The organism is Muricoccus nepalensis (genome assembly GCF_006438825.1).
Taxonomy (GTDB): domain Bacteria; phylum Pseudomonadota; class Alphaproteobacteria; order Acetobacterales; family Acetobacteraceae; genus Roseomonas; species Roseomonas nepalensis.
The window spans coordinates 97,277-113,942 of the sequence record NZ_RCZP01000005.1; the positions used below are offsets into that span (position 1 = coordinate 97,277).

Annotated in this window: 13 protein-coding genes; 4 read left to right on the top strand and 9 right to left on the bottom strand. The window is 74.1% G+C overall.

Annotation, left to right across the window (positions count from 1 at the left end):
• Window positions 1-6 precede the first annotated feature (6 nt).
• Genes puhB through bchF form a run of 9 tightly spaced genes read right to left on the bottom strand, consistent with a single transcriptional unit; the run spans window position 7 to window position 11,721 of the window.
• Window positions 7-687 carry a photosynthetic complex putative assembly protein PuhB gene (gene puhB / locus EAH89_RS08005; protein WP_140882279.1) on the bottom strand — a complete coding sequence of 227 codons (681 nt, stop codon included), beginning with the start codon at window positions 685-687 and terminating at the stop codon, window positions 7-9.
• A complete protein-coding gene (gene puhA / locus EAH89_RS08010; RefSeq protein ID WP_140882280.1) occupies window positions 684-1,586 on the bottom strand; it encodes a photosynthetic reaction center subunit H in 903 nt (300 codons plus the stop codon). The genes puhB and puhA overlap by 4 nt, the downstream gene beginning before the upstream one ends.
• Window positions 1,587-1,597: 11 nt before the next feature.
• Entirely contained in the window at window positions 1,598-3,058 is a 1,461-nt protein-coding gene (locus EAH89_RS08015) for a BCD family MFS transporter (protein ID WP_140882281.1), read from the bottom strand.
• The gene (gene bchM / locus EAH89_RS08020) at window positions 3,055-3,753 is read right to left on the bottom strand and encodes a magnesium protoporphyrin IX methyltransferase (RefSeq protein WP_140882282.1); all 699 of its coding nucleotides are present in this window, start codon (window positions 3,751-3,753) and stop codon (window positions 3,055-3,057) included. Before bchM ends, EAH89_RS08015 begins: the two co-directional genes overlap by 4 nt.
• Window positions 3,753-4,679, bottom strand: coding sequence for a ferredoxin:protochlorophyllide reductase (ATP-dependent) iron-sulfur ATP-binding protein (bchL, locus tag EAH89_RS08025; RefSeq protein ID WP_140882283.1), 927 nt, complete (start codon window positions 4,677-4,679; stop codon window positions 3,753-3,755). Before bchL ends, bchM begins: the two co-directional genes overlap by 1 nt.
• Entirely contained in the window at window positions 4,676-8,287 is a 3,612-nt protein-coding gene (locus tag EAH89_RS08030; RefSeq protein WP_140882284.1) for a magnesium chelatase subunit H, read from the bottom strand. Before EAH89_RS08030 ends, bchL begins: the two co-directional genes overlap by 4 nt.
• Complete coding sequence (gene bchB / locus EAH89_RS08035) at window positions 8,259-9,824, bottom strand: ferredoxin:protochlorophyllide reductase (ATP-dependent) subunit B (RefSeq protein WP_140882285.1); 1,566 nt, start codon at window positions 9,822-9,824, stop codon at window positions 8,259-8,261. The genes EAH89_RS08030 and bchB overlap by 29 nt, the downstream gene beginning before the upstream one ends.
• Window positions 9,825-9,826: 2 nt before the next feature.
• Entirely contained in the window at window positions 9,827-11,131 is a 1,305-nt protein-coding gene (locus tag EAH89_RS08040) for a ferredoxin:protochlorophyllide reductase (ATP-dependent) subunit N (RefSeq protein WP_140882286.1), read from the bottom strand.
• On the bottom strand, window positions 11,128-11,721 hold the full coding sequence (gene bchF, locus EAH89_RS08045) for a 2-vinyl bacteriochlorophyllide hydratase (RefSeq protein ID WP_140882287.1): 594 nt from the start codon (window positions 11,719-11,721) through the stop codon (window positions 11,128-11,130). Before bchF ends, EAH89_RS08040 begins: the two co-directional genes overlap by 4 nt.
• 260 nt (window positions 11,722-11,981) lie before the next feature.
• Here bchF and EAH89_RS08050 point away from each other — a divergent pair, with 260 nt between their 5' ends.
• The 4 genes from EAH89_RS08050 to EAH89_RS08065 all read left to right on the top strand — a co-directional run bounded on the left by EAH89_RS08050 (window position 11,982) and on the right by EAH89_RS08065 (window position 16,663).
• Window positions 11,982-12,959 carry a cobalamin B12-binding domain-containing protein gene (locus EAH89_RS08050; protein WP_140882288.1) on the top strand — a complete coding sequence of 326 codons (978 nt, stop codon included), beginning with the start codon at window positions 11,982-11,984 and terminating at the stop codon, window positions 12,957-12,959.
• Between the two features lie 72 nt (window positions 12,960-13,031).
• A complete protein-coding gene (gene ppsR, locus EAH89_RS08055; RefSeq protein ID WP_140882289.1) occupies window positions 13,032-14,447 on the top strand; it encodes a transcriptional regulator PpsR in 1,416 nt (471 codons plus the stop codon).
• 3 nt (window positions 14,448-14,450) lie between these two features.
• A complete protein-coding gene (chlG, locus tag EAH89_RS08060) occupies window positions 14,451-15,362 on the top strand; it encodes a chlorophyll synthase ChlG (protein ID WP_140882290.1) in 912 nt (303 codons plus the stop codon).
• A complete protein-coding gene (locus EAH89_RS08065) occupies window positions 15,359-16,663 on the top strand; it encodes a BCD family MFS transporter (RefSeq protein ID WP_140882291.1) in 1,305 nt (434 codons plus the stop codon). Before chlG ends, EAH89_RS08065 begins: the two co-directional genes overlap by 4 nt.
• The last annotated feature ends 3 nt before the right edge of the window (window positions 16,664-16,666 follow it).

Sequence of the window (16,666 nt, forward strand, 5' to 3'; positions counted from 1 at the left end):
CCTCCCTCAGGCCGCGGCCACGGCGGGGCCGGCGGGGCCGGCCTGCGCCGCGCCGGCGGCGGCGAGCGAGGGCACGGGCTGCGAGGCGTGGGCCGCCAGCGCCCGCGAGAGGAGGCCCGCAACCGTCCGCGCGTCGGGGAGCGAGCGCAGCATCGGCTCGGGCCGCGCGAAGCACCAGGGGCGCGCGTGCGGCCAGAGGGCGACCCAGGACATGCGGTGCGGCGGCAGGACGGCGAGCACCACGTCGCCCATGCCGTCCGGCTGGATGCGGGCGGCCGCGCTGGCCACGACGCCGAAGGGGACGTTCAGCGTCATGGGCAGGGCGATGCCGACCCGCATGACCAGGCGGCGGTCGGTCAGGGTGTAGAGGGTGCTGCGCGCGGAGAGCACCGCGACGGCCGCGAGGATGGCGAGCGGCACGGCGCCGAGCAGGAGCGTCATGGCGACGCCGCCGGCGACGGAGAGGCCATCCGCGCCCTCCGAGATCATGGCGCCGGCGCGGAAGACCGCGAGGGCCGCGAAGTAGGCGGCGATTCCGCGGAGGTGGAAGGCGCGTCGGGCCAGGAGGCGCCACTCGGGCGCGCCCTGCCAGAGGATGACCTCGCCCGTCGGCAGCGCCTCGGGAAGGCCGGGAATGGGCTCGCCCTCGTGCTCGCGCACGTCGGGCCGGATGGCGGCGGGCCTCACAGCACGGGCCCGAAGCGGCCGGGGGTGGCGTAGATGTGGCCGCCCGCGAAGTAGCCGGAAATGCGGTCCTCCTCGCGCAGCGTGATCACGTCGGGGTTGGCGATGCCCGGCGCCGCGGCGAGGTGGTGGGAGAGGACGGACTTGATGCGGATGCGGCGGCGCTCGGGGTCGATGCGGACGAGCTGCATCGGGACCAGCACGCGGCGGGAGCCGGTGGTGAGCGCGTCGTCGATCGGCACGGTCGCCGGCGTCGCCCTCTGGCCGCCGGCCTCGGGGGCCACGGGCATGGTCGGCACGAGCTCGGCGCGGTCGGCCTCGGGCGGCACGACGGGCCAGTCGCGGGGCGCAGCGACGGTGACCTCGAGGTAGCGCACGAAGGTCTCGGAGCGGTCGACCCAGGCCTCGTTCACCACGCCGGAGAGGATGCCGTCGGCGGTGACGACCTCCATGCCGCGGGGGTCCGGGTCCTCGGGCGCGAGGTAGTAGCCGGGGGCGGCGCGGAGGGGGACGATCTTGGGCAGCATCTCGTCGAAGGTGAGGTCCGGCTCGTCGGCGCGCTGGGCGTAGGAGGCGGGGCCGACGCCGTCGCGCATGGGGTCGCCGAGCGGCTCCATGGGAGCGCCGGGCCAGCGGGCGGCCGGCTCCATGATGCCCGTCAAATCGCGCTCGGCGGCGCGCGCGAACTCGGGCCCGACATGCGGCAGCACGAAGACCTTGGGGCTGGGGATGGATGGCCAGCCCTGGACCTTCACGCCCGGGCTGCGGTCGGAGACGAGCGGGTAGCCGTCCCGTTTGTCCTCGCGGCGAAGCCAGATGACGAGGCCCGCGAAGAAGGCGAAGAAGGCGTAGAGCGCCAGCTCCGCGACGTCGAAGGTGCTGGTGAAACCGGCCGTGGGCATGGGGTTTCCTTTCAGGCCCGGCGGGACGCGACGGCGCCCAGCTCTGTCGTGGTGGCCGCGCGCCGGACGGCGCCCAGCTCTGTCTGACCGGCCGCGCGACGGACGGCGCGCGGCGCGTGCTGCGCGAGCGGGCCGAGGGCGGCAAGGGTGGCGAAGAGAAGCGCGATCTCGAGGAGGTAGACCGCGCCGTAGGGGGTGGCGGCGCCCGTGAGCGCCTCGCCGAGGCGGCCGTCGGTGGCCGGGCGCATCAGCAGGTCGCGCAGGAGGCCGCCGAGGGCGATGGCGGTGCCGGCGGCGGTGGCCTGCGCCGCGCCCCAGGCGCCGAGCGCGAGCCCGACCTGCCCGCTCGGCGCGAGCTGCATGCAGGCGGTGAGGGTCGCGTGGGCGAAGAGGCCGGCGCCGAGGCCGATGAGGGCGACGCCCGCCGCGAAGACGGCGGCCGAGGCCGCGGGAGCGGCGGCGATGACGGCGGTGAAGGCGACGATGCCCGCGAGCAGCCCGGCGGCGGCCACGCGGTGCGCCTCCACCCCGCGCCCCATGCCGCGCGCGGCGAGGACGAAGCCCGCGATGCCGGCGCCGGCGACGAGCGCCGTCAGCAGCGTGGTGGAGGAGACCGACAGGCCGAGGATCTCGCCGCCATAGGGCTCGAGCAGGATGTCCTGCATCGAGAAGGCGGCGGTGCCGAGGCCGGTCGCGACCAGGCGGCGCGTCCAGGGGCCCTGGGTGCGGAGCGCGCGCCAGCTCTCGCGGAAGCCCGGCGTGTCGCCGCGCCGGCCGCCGGTGATGCGCGCCTCCTGCCGCCAGAGAGCGATGCAATTGAGCACCATGGTGGCGAGGGCCGTGCCCTGGATGACCTGGATGAGGCGGATCTGGGAGAAGTCCCGCAGCGCCGCGCCGAAGCCGAGGGCGGCGCCGACCATGCCCAGCATGAGCATAACCGAGAGCAGCGCGACCACGCGCGGGAGGGCGCGGGGCGGCGCGAGGTCGGCGGCGAGCGCAAGGCCGACCGTCTGCACGGTGTGAAGGCCCGCGCCCACCATCAGGAAGGCGGCCGCCGCGGCGACGTGGCCGATCCAGGCGGGCCCGTCCGTGTCGCCGGAAAGAAGGATCAGGGCGAAGGGCATGATGGAGAGGCCGCCGAACTGCAGCAGCGTGCCCATCCAGAGGTAGGGGACGCGGCGCCAGCCGAGCGCCGAGCGGTAGTTGTCCGAGCGGAAGCCGATGAGGGCGCGGAGCGGGGCGAAGACGAGCGGCAGCGCGACCATGGCGGCGACGAGGCCGGCGGCGACGCCCATCTCGACGATCATCACCCGGTTCAGCGTGCCGATCATCAGCACGGCCGACATGCCGACCGTGACCTGGAAGAGCGACAGCCGCAGCAGGCGCCCGAGCGGGAGCTCGTCGGTCGCGGCGTCGGCAAAGGGCAGCAGCCCAGGGCCGAGGCGCGTCCAGGCCTGCGCCAGGCGGCTCACCGGCGAAGCTCCATGGCCTGCGAGATGTAGAAGCCCGTGCTGATGCGGTGGCCGGCGCCGGGCTGCCAACCGCGGAGGGCGGGCTCGGCCGCGATGCGGCGGCGGAGAACCGCTTCGCGCACGGGCTCGACCGCCGGGGCGCGGTCGGCGCGCGGGAAGAGGCGGCCGGCGGCGTGCATGAGGGCGAGCGCCGGGTTCCAGGGCGCGAAGGTGAAGACGATGGAGCGCGAGGTGCGCGGGGCGAAGGCCGCGAGCGCGCGCGCGACGTCGTCGGCGCGGTAGTGGATGAGGCTGTCCATGGCGACGACGTGGTCGAAGTCACCGAGGTCGGCGGAAAGCATGTCGCCGACGTGGAAGGTCACCCGCTCCGCGCCCGGCAGGCCGGCGGCGCGCTCCCGCGCGAGGCCGACGAGGGTGGGGGAGAGGTCGGTCGCGACCACGGTGCCGCCCCGGGCCGCGGCCTCGAGGGCGAGCGCCCCGGTGCCGCAGCCGGCGTCGAGGATCCGGGCGCCGCGGAGGTCGTCGGGCAGGAAGGAGAGGAGCGTCGCCCGCATCGCGTCGCGGCCGGCGCGGACGGTGGCGCGGATGCGGCCGACGGGCGCGTCCGAGGTGAGGCGCATCCAGGCCTGGACGGCCGTGCGGTCGAAATAGGTCTCGAGCTCGCCGCGGCGGCGGCTGTAGGTCGTGTCGCTCATCAGTCGAAGCCCAGCAGGTCGAAGATGTCCCGGTCCTTCAGCGGCGTGGGCGCGACGCCCGCGACCTCGGTGCCGGCCCAGAGGCGGGCGGCGAGGCGGAGGTATTCCTCCTTCACGGCGGCGAGCGCGGGGGTGTCGTCCATCTCGAAGAGCGTCGCCTTCTTGAGGCGGGAGCGGCGGATGTCGTCGAGGTCGGGGAAGTGGGCGAGGACGTCGAGGCCGACGCGGCCGTTGAAGCGGTCCACCTGCTCCCGCCCGTCGCTGCGGTTGACGATGACGCCGCCCATCCGCACGGGGTAGTTCTTCGACTTCGCCATGATGGCCGCGACGATGCGGTTCATGGCGAAAATGCTGTCGAAGTCGTTGGCGGTGACGATCAGCGCGCGGTCCGCGTGCTGGAGGGGCGCCGCGAAGCCGCCGCAGACGACGTCGCCGAGGACGTCGAAGATGACGACGTCGGTGTCCTCGAGCAGGTGGTGCTCCTTCAGCAGCTTGACCGTCTGGCCCACGACGTAGCCGCCGCAGCCGGTGCCGGCGGGCGGGCCGCCGGCCTCGACGCACATGACGCCGTTGTAGCCGGGGAAGACGAAGTCCTCGGCCCGCAGCTCCTCGGAGTGGAACTCCACGGTCTCCAGAACGTCGATGACGGTGGGGATGAGGGACTTGGTAAGGGTGAAGGTGCTGTCGTGCTTGGGGTCGCAGCCGATCTGCAGCACGCGCTTGCCGAGCTTGGAGAAGGCGACGGAGAGGTTCGAGGAGGTCGTGCTCTTGCCGATGCCGCCCTTGCCGTAGACGGCGAAGACCTTCGCGTTGCCGATGCGGAGCGCGGGGTCGAGCTGGACCTGCACGCTCCCCTCCCCGTCGCCCCGCCGCGGCACGGCGCCGCGGATGTGGTTGGTCCGGGTGATCGTGGGCGCTTCGCTCATGCCGCCATCTCCGCGCCGATGCCTTCGATCCGGTCCTCGAGCTGTTCGCCGGCCTGGCGGAGGCGCTCGAGCACGTCGGGGCTGGGTTGCCAGTACTTCCGCTCGTGCGCCTCGATGAGGCGGTTCGCGATGCGCGACGAGGCGGCAGGGTTGAGGGAGGCCAGGCGCTCCCGCATCTCGGGGTCGAGCATGAAGGTCTGCGCCGCGTGCTGGTAGACCCAGGGGGCCACGGCGCCGGTCGTCGCGGACCATCCCATGGTATTCGTCACCTGCGCCTCGATGTGGCGGACACCCTCCGGGCCGTGGGCGAGCATTGCCTCGTACCACTTCGGGTTCAGCGTGCGGGTGCGGCTCTCGATCGCGACCTGCTCAGACAGGGTGCGGACCGTCCCCTCCCCGCGCGTCTGGTCGCCGATGTAGATGTCGGCCTCCTGGCCGCGGGCGCGGCTGACGGCGCGGCTGATGCCGCCGAGGGTATCGAAGTAGTGGTCGACGGTGGTGATGCCGAGCTCCACGGAGTCGAGGTTCTGGTAGGCGGCCTCGACGCTCGACAGCGCGTGGCCGAGGACCGTCCCGGCGGCGCGCGCGCGACCGTCGGTGCCGTAGGCGAAGCCCTTGCGGCGGAGGTAGGTGTCGGCCAGCTCGTCCTCGCTCTCCCAGCCGCCGTTCTCGAGGAGGTGGTTCACGTTGGCGCCGTAGGCCCCTTCCGCGTTGCCGAAGACGCGGAGGGCCGCCTCCTCCATCGTGCCGCCGTTCGCCGCGATGAAGGCGAGGGCGTGGGCGCGGATGCGGTTCAGCTCGGCGGGCTCGTCCGCCTGGGCCGCGAGGAGCGCGGCCTCGGCGAGGAGGCGGGTCTGCAGCGGCAGGAGGTCGCGGAAGATGCCGGAGAGGGTGACGACGACGTCGACGCGGGGCCGGCCGAGCCGCTCGAGCGAGACGAGGCTCGCGCCGCAGAGGCGGCCGTAGCTGTCGTGCCGGGGCTCGGCGCCCATCAGCCAGAGCGCCTGGGCGATGGGGCCGCCCTCGGTCTTAAGGTTGTCGGTGCCCCAGAGGACGACCGCCACCGTCTCGGGGAAGGCGCCGCGCTCGGCGACGTGGCGGGCGAGGAGCCGCTCGGCCTGGCGGGCGCCGTCCTGCACGGCAAAGGCGCTGGGCAGGCGGAAGGGGTCGAAGCCGTGGAGGTTGCGGCCGGTGGGAAGGACCTCCGGCGTGCGGAGGAGGTCGCCGCCGGGCGCGGGGCGGATGTAGCGGCCGTCGAGCGCGCGGATCAGGGCGGGGGTCTCGTGGTCGACCGCGAGCAGCGCGTCGAGGGCGGCGCGGCGGGCGGGGTCGGTCACGCCCGCGGCGTCGAGCGTCGTCGCGCGCTGCGCGGCGTCGGGCGGCTGGCCCACGACGTGCAGGCCGTGGGGGATGAGGGTGTACTCGAGCTCCAGCAGGGCATTGCCGAGGGCGAGGATCTCGGCGTCGAGCGCGGCCTCGTCCCAGGCGGGCTCGGCGGGGGCGAGGTCCACCGCCGCGGCCTGGGCCTGGATCAGCCCGGCGAGGTCGCCCCGGCCGCAGGCGGCGGCGTCGAGGTTGCGCCAGCGGTCGAGCGAGGCCTTGAGGTCGAGCAGGCCGCGGTAGAGGCCGGCGCTGGCAACAGGCGGGGTGAGGTGGCTGACCAGCGTCGCGTTGGCGCGGCGCTTGGCCAGCGCGCCCTCGGAGGGGTTGTTGGAAGCGTAGAGGTAGACGTTGGGCAGGTCGCCGATCAGTCGGTCGGGCCAGCAGGCGGCGGAGAGGCCGGCCTGCTTGCCCGGCATGAACTCGAGCGCGCCGTGCGTGCCGAAATGCAGCACCGCGTCGGCGCGGAAGTCCTCGCGCAGCCAGCGATAGAAAGCCGAGAAGGCGTGGGTGGGGGCGAAGCCGTGCTCGAAGAGAAGGCGCATCGGGTCGCCCTCGTAGCCAAAGGCGGGCTGCACGCCGACGAAGACCTTGCCGAAACGTGCGCCGAGGATGAGGAGGTTCGCGCCGTCGCTGTTCTGGCGGCCGGGGGCCGGGCCCCATTGCCGCTCGATCTCGGCCAGGTGCGGCTCGCGGCGGACATGCGCGTCGGCGGGGATCTTCGCCGCGACGTTGGCCAGCGTGCCGTGGCGGGCGGCGTTGCCCTCGAGGATGGCGCAGCGGAGGTCAGCCGGCGTCTCGGGAAGATCGACGTCATAGCCGACCTCCTTCATCGCGCGCAGCGTGTTGTGGAGCGAGGCGAAGACCGAGAGGTAGGCCGCAGTGCCGACGCTGCCCGCGTTGGGCGGGAAGTTGAAGAGCACGACGCCGATATGGCGGTCGGCCCGGGCGCGGCGGCGGAGGGTGACGAGCTTGAGCACGCGGGCCGCGAGCGTCGCCGCGCGCTCGGGGTGGACGGCCATGTCGCGGCGGCCGTCGCCGGGCGCGGTGGAGGAGCGGCCGCCGAAGGTCATGGGGCCGGTCGCGCCGTCGAGCTCGGGGATGGCGACCATCATCGTCGCCTCCACCGGCGTGAGGCCGCGGGCGTCGCCGTTCCACTGCTCGATCGTCTGGAACTCGAGCGGGTGCGCCGCGAGGTAGGGGACGTCGAGGGAGGCGAGGGCCTCCTCGGCGGCGCGGGCGTCGTTGTAGGCGGGGCCGCCGACGAGGGAGAAGCCGGTGAGCGACACCACGGCGTCGACGCAGGTGGCGCCGTCGCGGCGGAAGTAGCGGTCGATCGCCGGGCGCTGGTCGAGGCCGCTGGCGAAGGCGGGGATGACGCGGAGGCCGCGCGCCTCGAGCGCCTCGATCACGCCGTCGTAGTGCGCGGCGTTCCCGGCCAGGGCGTAGGCGCGCATGATAAGGAGGCCGACGGTGCCGGCGGCGCCGCCGTCCGGCAGGTCCTCGGCGCGCTCGGTGATGCGGCCCGCGGCGCGGGGGTGGTAGAGGCCGACCTCGGGATAGTGGATCGGCGGCGCGACCTTCAGGGCGTTGGCGGGCAGCGCGCGCGAGCCGGCGGCGTAGCGCTGGACGAGCATGCCGAGCAGGCTGGCGAGGTTCTCCTCGGAGCCGGCCAGCCAGTACTGCAGCGCGAGGAAGTAGGCGCGCACGTCCTGCGCGGTGCCAGGAATGAAGCGGAGCAGGCGCGGAAGCTCGCGCAGCATCCGCATCTGCTTCTGCCCGGAGGAGACGCCGCCCGCCTTGCCCTTGCCCTTGCCGCCGCGCAGGCGCTTGAGGAGCGCCATGGGCCCCTTCGCCTCGCCGCTCATGCTGAAGCGGCCGAGGCGGGTGAGGCGCATGACCTCGCCGGCCGAGAGCATGCAGAGCATCGCGTCGCAGCCGTCGCGCCGCGCGGCGAGCGCGGGGAGGACGGGGCGGATGTGGTCCTCCATGAAGAGCATGGTGGCGACCACGATGTCGGCGCGGGCGATGTCCGCGTGGCAGAGGGCGAGCGCCTCCGGGCAGTCGGCCCACTCGTCGGCGGAGTGGACGTCGAGGCGGAGGCCCGGCAGGTCGCGGCGGAGGCCCGCCTGGGCCGCGGCGGCGGCGCCGGCCAAGTGGCTGTCCATCGTGACGACGACGACGCGGATGGGAATGGCGCTAGCGGGCATAGTGTGCCTTTGCGTCATAGAGCGCCTCCACCGTGATGTTGGACAGGCCGCGCTCGCGGGCGAAGGCCTCGGTGTTGCGCCGGGCCTTGCCGCGAACGAAGAAGGGGATGCGCTGCAGCTCGCGCTCGGCGTCCGGCGCCCAGGCCACCGCGTCGGTCGCGGCGGCGGCGGTTGCGAGGGCGGCCGGTGCCGGCGCGGGCGCGGCGGCGGCCGCGTGGCCGAGATGCGAGGGGGCGGTGTCGTTGAACTCGAAGTCGTCGCGGAACATCGCGACGAGGTGCTCCTCGAGGCCCATCATCAGCGGGTGGACCCAGGTGTCGAAGAGGACGTTCGCGCCCTCGAAGCCCATCTGGGGGGAGAAGCGGGCGGGGAAATCCTGGACGTGGACGGGCGCCGAGATGACGGCGCAGGGGATGCCGTGCTTCTTCGCGACGTGGCGCTCCATCTGGGTGCCGAGGACCAGCTCGGGGCGGAGCTCGGCGACCTTCTCCTCGACCTCGAGGTAGTCGTCCGTCACCAGCGCCGCGCAGCCGAGGCGGGCGGCGGCGTCGCGGATGTCGCGGGCGAACTCGCGGGAATAGGTGCCGAGGAGGACGACCTCGAGGCCGAGCTCCTCCGTCGCGACGCGGGCGGCGGCGATGGCGTGGGTCGCGTCGCCGAAGATGAAGACGCGCTTGCCCGTGAGATAGGTCGAGTCGACCGAGCGCGAGTACCAGGGGAGGCGCGAGGTCTCCTCGCCGAGCAGCGGCGCGGCGTCGAGGCCGGCGAGGGCCGCGACCTCGGCGATGAAGTCGCGCGTGGCGCCGACGCCGATGGGCACGGTCTTCGTCGCGGGCTGGGCGAAGTTGCGCGCGAGCCAGGCGGCGGCGAGGCCGGCGGTCTCGGGGTAGAGGACGACGTTGAAGTCGGCCTCGCCGAGGCGGGCGAGGTCGGCGGGGGTCGCGCCCTCGGGGGCGACGACGGCGACGTCCACGCCCAGGCGGGCGAGGAGGGCGCGGACCTCGCGCAGGTCGTCGCGGTGGCGGAAGCCGAGGGCCGTCGGGCCGAGGATGTTGCAGCGGGGCGCCCTTCCCGGCGCGCGCGGGGCGCGGGCGGTGCCGGGCGGCGGGACGCTGGGGCCGGCCATGGCGCGGACGAGCTGGTAGAAGGTCTCCGCCGCGCCCCAGTTCTCCTTCTTCTGGTAGGAGGGGAGCTCCACGGCGACGACCGGGATCGGTAGGCCGAGCGCGCGGGCGAGGCCGCCGGGGTCGTCCTGGATGAGCTCGGCGGTGCAGGAGGCGCCCACGAGGAGGGCCTCGGGCCGGAAGCGCTCCACGGCCTCGCGCGCCGCGGTCTTGAACAGCTCCGCGGTGTCGCCGCCGAGGTCGCGGGCCTGGAAGGTGGTGTAGGTCACGGGCGGGCGGCGGTCGCGCCGCTCGATCATCGTGAAGAGGAGGTCCGCGTAGGTGTCGCCCTGCGGCGCGTGCAGGACGTAGTGCAGGCCCTGCATGGCCGTCGCGACCCGCATGGCGCCGACATGGGGCGGTCCCTCGTAGGTCCAGACGGCGAGCTTCATCGTCAGACCTCCAGCTTCGCGCGGCGCAGGAGCGGGCGGGAGAAGAGGGCGGCGAGGTCGCCGGCCTGGTCGTAGCCCTGGATGGGCGTGAAGACGAGCTCGATGGACCACTTGGTGGCCATGCCCTCGGCCTCCAGCGGGTTGGCAAGGCCGAGTCCGCAGACGACGAGGTCGGGGCGGGCGTCGCGGCAGCGGTCGAGCTGACGGTCGAGGTGCTGCCCCTCGCTGAGGGCGGTGCCCTCGGGCAGCATCGCGAGTTCCTCGGCCAGGTGCTCGCGGTGGAGGTAGGGGGAGCCGACCTCGGCCAGTTCCATGTCCAGCTCGCGCGACAGGAAGCGGGCGAGCGGGACCTCGAGCTGGGAGTCCGGGAAGAAGAAGATCTTGCGGCCGGCCAGGCGCTCGCGGTGGCGGGCGACGGCGCCGCGGGCGCGGGCCTCGCCGGCGGCGGTCGCGGCGGCGAAGCGGGTGGGGTCCACCCCGAAGGCCTCGGCGGCGGCGCGCAGCCACATCGTCGTGCCCTCGACGCCCAGCGGGAAGGGCGCGGGCAGGCGGCGGGCACCCCGCCCGGCGAGGGCGCGGGCGGTGTCGGCCAGGAAGGGCTGGGCGAGCAGCATGAGGGTGTTGGGGCCGACGGGCGCCAGCTCGTTCGCGCGGCGCGGCGGCAGGAAGTGGACGCGGGCGATGCCCATGGCGTCGAAGAGGCGGCGCATCTGGTCCTCGACGACCTCGGCCAGGGCGCCGACGACGAGGAGGGAGGGCGCGGCCCCCGCGGGCTCGGCCGGCATCTCCGGCACGAGGGCGGCGAGGCAGGCGTCCTCGCCCTGGGTGAAGGTCGTCTCGATGCCGCTGCCGGAGTAGTTCAGCACGCGCACGTCGGGGTGGATCCGGCGCGAGAGGCGCTGCGCGGCGCGGGAGAGGTCGAGCTTGATGACCTCCGACGGGCAGGAGCCGACGAGGAAGAGGAGGCGGATGTCCGGGCGGCGCTCCAGAAGGCGGGCGACCACGCGGTCGAGCTCCTCGTTCGCGTCGGCGAGGCCGGCGAGGTCGCGCTCCTCGATGATGGCGGTGGCGAAGCGGGGCTCGGCGAAGATCATAACGCCGGCGGCGGACTGGATGAGGTGGGCGCAGGTGCGGCTGCCGACGACGAGGAAGAAGGCGTCCTGGATCTTGCGGTGCAGCCAGACGATGCCGGTGAGGCCGCAGAAGACCTCGCGCTGCCCGCGCTCCCGCAGGACGGGGGCCGCGGTGCAGCCGGCGCCGCCGGCCCCCGTCCCGGGGAGGCGGGGGGCGGGCGAGAGCGCGTTCACCTTGCGGCCCCGAACGGCACAGCCTGCCGGGCGGCCTGGAGGCGGGCGGCGCGTAGCTTCACGACGAACTGGGCGGCGTTGATCACGTAGGCGGCGTAGGCGGCGAGCGCGAGGAAGAGCTGGGCGCGCGGGCTGCCCCAGCCGAGGGCGATGGCTGCGAGGTAGGCGGTGTGCAGGGCGAGGACGAGAATGCTGAAGGCGTCCTCCCAGAAGAAGACGGGCGCGAAGAGGTAGCGCCCGAAGACCTCCTTCTCCCAGATCGCGCCGGTGACCATGATCGCGTAGAGCACGAAGGTCTTGACCACGACGGAGGCGCTGGCCGCGGCCAGGCCCTCGCCGGTCGCCAGCGTGTGCAGCACGAGGGCGAGGCTGACGAGGAAGACGAGGAACTGGACGGGGGCCAGGACGCCCTGGACGGTCGTCCAGCCGGAGGCGTCGCGGCGGCGCCGCTCCTCGGCGGTGTAGAGGGGCCGGCCCTCCTGGCGGGCGGCTTCCTGGAGGTGGTGCACGGCGCGGCGGCCGGCGACCGTGCCCCAGGGGCAGCAGTCGATCTGTCCAACGAGGCGATCGATGAGGCTGGAGGCACTCATTGCTTGACAAGCTCCCCTTGCGGCAGGCCGGCTGGCAGCTTCTGGTCGTTGCGACCGTGCCCGGGCACGGCCTGAGCTGACTTCCCGGTTGTCTTGCGTGATCGACGGAGCCGCATGCCGTTTCCTGTTTCAGGGCCGCTCTCGGGCGGCCTTGGTTCCTGAACGGTAGGGGGCGGCGAAACAGGATGTCAATGGAGATTGACGTCATCTCAAGTTGACACTGGTGCGGCCGGACATTAATCGTCGAGGGGGAAACGGACATGGGTGACAAGCCAATGGCACCGGGCAGCGCGCAAATGGCGGAAGACAACGGTGCTTTCGGCCGGCACGCGCCCGAGGTGCCGCCTCCCTATCCCGACGAGCAGGACACCCCCGAGAGCCTTGACGCGCTGCGCGAGAGCGGCCTGGTCGCCGACGCGGCGCCGCGGCTGAGCCTCGCGAAGGAAGCGGCGCTCGCGCTCGGCCAGCGGCTGGTGCTTCTTGCCCGCACGGTCGAGACTGAGGTCGTTCCGCGCCTCGTCCTCGTGCACCGCGCCTCGCCGCCGCAGGCGCGGCCGCGGGTCCAGCCGATCACCGCGTCCGACGTCTCGGCGCTGACCGCCAGCATCCTCGCGAACGACCGGGAGGCCGCGGTTGCCCGCATCGAGGAGGCGCGGGCGCGCGGCGCGACGCTCGAGCATATCGGCCTCGACCTCATGGCGCCCGTCGCCCGGCGGCTCGGCGAGCTCTGGGAGGAGGACCACTGCACCTACACCGACGTCACGCTCGGCGTCTGGCGGCTGCAGGGGCTTCTCCGGGCGCTGAACCCGGTCTTCCAGCCGCAGTCCGACCCGGCGCGCGGCGAGGCGCGGCGCGCGCTCATCGTCGCGATTCCCGGCGAGGACCACACCTTCGGCACCGACATCGTCGCGGGGCTGCTGCGGCTCTCGGGGTGGGAGATCTGCAACGAGCCGGCAGCGACCGCGGCGGAGCTCGCGCGCCGCGTGCAGCGCGACCGCTTCGCCATCGTCGGCCTCTCCGCCGGCTGCTCGGGCGACCTCGGATCCATGGCCACCCTCATCACGAAGCTGCGCCGCGCGGCGGGGGGCCAGGCCATCGGCGTGATGGTCGGCGGCTACATCTTCAACCAGAACCCGGAAGGGGCGCTGCGCGTGGGCGCGGACGCCGTCGCGCTGGACGCGCGGCACGCCGCGCGCCAGGCCGAGAGCCTGATCGGCTTCCTGGGCACAGGCAATTGACGGCCTCGGGGCATTGAGACCTGCCGCGTGAAGACCGTATGGGAGCGTCCGAATTGAGGGAATTCTGCTCACGTGAAGCTGTTCAAGACAGCGAGGAAGTCACTGGGAGGGCTCGACGCGAAGGCGATCGGATCTCTCCTCGCGGCTGCCGCTGACATCACTCTCATCCTCGACGAGAACGGCGTGGTCCGGGACATGGCCATTGGCAACGACGCCCTCGCCGAGGACCTCGGCGACGTGAGCGGCTGGGTCGGCCAGCCCTGGATCGACAGCGTCATGCTCGACAGCCGGCCGAAGGTGGAGGCGCTGCTGCAGGACGCGAGCCTCGGCGAGGCGACGCGCTGGCGCCATGTGAACCACCCGATCGGGCCGCAGGGGTCCGTCTCCGTTCTCTACAGCACCGTCATGCTCGACGCGGAGGGACGGATCGCGGCGATCGGCCGCGACCAGCGACTCGTCTCCTCCCTCCACCAGCGCCTGATCGACACGCAGCACTCGATGGAGCGCGAGTACGCGCGGCTGCGCCATGCCGAGGCGCGCTACCGCGTCCTGTTCAGCCTTTCCGCCGAGGCGGTGGTGGTGATTGACGCGAACGGGCACGAGGTGATCGAGGCGAATCCGGCGGCGGAGCGGCTCTGCGGCGGCAAGTCGCTCGGCGGCCACTCGCTGCTCGAGGTCTTCGAGCGCGGCGACGCGGGCGACGTCGGCTCGATGCTGGCGGAGGTCCGCTTCGCGGGGCGCCCGAGCCAGGGCGAGGCGCGGCTCGCCGCGGGCGGCGCGGCGGTCACGGTCTCCGCCTCGCCCTTCCGCCAGGACAAGGCGTCGCTGCTTCTTGTGCGGCTGGTGCCGCGGCAGGACGGGCCGGGCACGGCGAGCCTGCCGGCCGCGCGCGCGGGGCTGCTGCGCTTCGCCGAATCGGCGCCGGACGCGATGGTCGTCACCGCGCAGGACGGGCGCATCCTCTCGGCCAACACGGCCTTCCTCGACCTCGCGCAGCTCGATGCCGAGGAGCAGGCGGTGGGCGAGCCGCTGGAGCGCTGGCTCGGCCGGCCGGGACTCGAGTTCGAGGTGCTGGTCGCGACGCTGCGCACGCGCGGCGCCGTCCGCCTCTTCGCGACGACGCTGCAGGGCGAGCACGGCACGGGCGTGGAGGTGGAGGTCTCCGCCGTGCCGCTCGCCGAGGGAAGCGCGCTCGGCTACGGCTTCGCCATCCGCGACATCGGGCCGCGGCTGACGCCCAAGCCCGCCGAGGGCCCTCCCCTGCCCCGACCCGTGGAGCAGCTCACCGAGCTCGTCGGGCGCGTGCCGCTGAAGGAGCTGGTGCGCGAGACGACCGACGTGATCGAGCGCCTGGCGATCGAGGCGGCGCTGCAGCTGACCGACGACAACCGCGCCGCGGCGGCCGAGATGCTCGGCCTGTCGCGGCAGAGCCTTTACGTCAAGCTGCGGCGCTATGGCCTTGGCGGCGACGGCGTGGGCGAGGACTGACCGATGGGCGACGCGCTCCTCACCCTTCCCTCGCCCCGGCGGCTGCCGGAGGCCTCGGCGGTGCTGGAGCTGCTGAAGCCCCTCACCTGGTTCCCGCCCGTCTTCGCCTTCGGCTGCGGGATCGTGTCCTCCGGCGCGCCGCTCGCGGATCGCTGGCCGGTGGCGCTGCTCGGGCTGCTGCTGGCCGGGCCGCTCGTCTGCGCGATGAGCCAAGCGGTGAACGACTGGTTCGACCGCCACGTGGACGCCGTGAACGAGCCGACGCGGCCGATTCCCTCGGGCCGGATGCCCGGGCGCTGGGGCCTCTGGGTCGCCCTCGCCTGGACGGTGCTCTCGCTGCTCGTGGCCGCGGCCCTCGGTCCCTGGGGCTTCGCGGCGGGGCTGGTGGGGATCGGGCTCGCCTGGGCCTACAGCGCGCCGCCGCTGCGGCTGAAGCGGAACGGGTGGTGGGGGAACCTCGCCTGCGCCGCCTGCTACGAGGGGCTGCCCTGGGTGACGGCGGCGGCGGTGCTGCGGGACGCGGCGCCGGCGACGGCGACCCTGGTGATCGCCGGGCTCTACAGCCTCGGCGCCCACGGCATCATGACGCTGAACGACTTCAAGTCGATCGAGGGCGACCGGCGCTTCGGCATCGGCACCCTGCCCGTCCGCCTCGGACCCGCCAGGGCTGGGCTCGTCGCCTGCCTGTTCATGGCGGCGCCGCAGATGGTGGTGGCGGGGCTGCTGATGGCCTGGGGGGCCACCTGGCAGGCGGGCGCGGTCGCGCTGTTGCTGGCGGCGCAGGTTGCGCTGATGGCGCGGATGCTGCGCGACCCGCGGGGGCTGGCGCCCTGGTACAACGGCACGGGCGTTACGCTCTACGTCGCGGGGATGATGGTCGCGGCCTTCGCGCTCCGCGCGGGGGCGGGGTCGTGAGCGCGCCCGCGACGCTGGGCTGGCTCGGCATCCTGCGGCTCGGGCTCGTGCAGACGGCGCTCGGCGCGGTGGTCGTGCTCACCACCTCCGCGGTGAACCGGGTGATGGTGATCGAGCTGGCCCTGCCAGCGACGCTGCCGGGGCTGCTGGTGGGGCTGCACTACGCCGTGCAGATGATGCGGCCGCGCATGGGCTTCGGCTCGGACCTCGGCGGGCGGCGGACGCCCTGGATCATCGGCGGCATGGGCCTGCTCGCGCTCGGCGGCCTCGGCGCCGCGGGGGCGACGGCGCTGATGGAGGCGAGCCTCCCCGCCGGCATCCTGGCGGCGGTGGTGGCCTTCGTGATGGTGGGGCTCGGCGTCGGTGCGGCCGGCACCTCGCTGCTGGCGCTGCTGGCGGCGCGCACGGCGCCCCGGCGGCGGCCGGCGGCGGCTTCCATCGTCTGGATCATGATGATCGCGGGCTTCGTGGTGACGACGGCGACCGCCGGGCGGCTGCTCGACCCCTATTCGCCGGAGCGCCTCGTCGCGGTCTCGGCCGGGGTCTCGGCGCTCGCCTTCCTCCTCGCGGTGGTGGCGGTGCTGGGCATGGAGCCGCGCACGGCCGCGCGGGCCGCGGCGCTGCCGGCCGCGGCGCGCCCCTCCTTCCGCGAGGCGGTGGGCGAGGTCTGGGCGGAGCCGGAGGCGCGGCGCTTCACGGTCTTCGTCTTCGTCTCGATGCTCGCCTACGCGGCGCAGGACCTCATCCTCGAGCCCTTCGCGGGCGCGGTGTTCGGGCTTTCGCTGGGCGAGACGACGCGGCTCTCCTCCGTGCAGCACGGCGGCGTGCTGGCGGGAATGGTGGTGGTGGCGCTGGTCGGCGGGCTCTTCGACGGCCCGCCCCGCGCGCTGACGGTGGGCGGCTGCCTGGCGGCGGCGGGGGGGATGGTGCTGCTGATGGCGGCGCCCTTCGCCGGCGCAGGCTTCCCGCTCGCCACCGCCTGCTTCCTGCTCGGGCTGGCCAACGGCGTCTTCGCGGCCTCGGCCATCGCCTCGATGATGCATCTCGCCGGCCGCGGGCGCGCCTCACGCGAGGGGGTGCGGCTCGGGCTCTGGGGGGCGGCCCAGGCGATCGCCTTCGGGCTCGGCGGGCTGGCGGGGACGGTGGGGGTGGATGTCGTGCGCTGGGCCACGGGCTCGGCGCCGGCCGCCTACGCGGTGGTCTTCGCGGCCGACGCCGCGATGTTCCTCGCGGCGGCGGGGCTGGCCGCGGGAATCGGGCGCGTGACGGATCGCCGCGGCCTCGCCGCGGCCCATGGTTAGGGA

Bases quoted from the DNA above. Each gene is read 5' to 3' on its own strand.
- puhA (WP_140882280.1), bottom strand. From the start codon at position 1,586: ATGCCCACGGCCGGTTTCACCAGCACCTTCGACGTCGCGGAGCTGGCG.
- bchM (WP_140882282.1), bottom strand. From the start codon at position 3,753: ATGAGCGACACGACCTACAGCCGCCGCCGCGGCGAGCTCGAGACCTAT.
- bchL (WP_140882283.1), bottom strand. From the start codon at position 4,679: ATGAGCGAAGCGCCCACGATCACCCGGACCAACCACATCCGCGGCGCC.
- EAH89_RS08030 (WP_140882284.1), bottom strand. From the start codon at position 8,287: ATGACGCAAAGGCACACTATGCCCGCTAGCGCCATTCCCATCCGCGTC.
- bchB (WP_140882285.1), bottom strand. From the start codon at position 9,824: ATGAAGCTCGCCGTCTGGACCTACGAGGGACCGCCCCATGTCGGCGCC.
- bchF (WP_140882287.1), bottom strand. From the start codon at position 11,721: ATGAGTGCCTCCAGCCTCATCGATCGCCTCGTTGGACAGATCGACTGC.
- EAH89_RS08050 (WP_140882288.1), top strand. From the start codon at position 11,982: ATGGGTGACAAGCCAATGGCACCGGGCAGCGCGCAAATGGCGGAAGAC.
- chlG (WP_140882290.1), top strand. From the start codon at position 14,451: ATGGGCGACGCGCTCCTCACCCTTCCCTCGCCCCGGCGGCTGCCGGAG.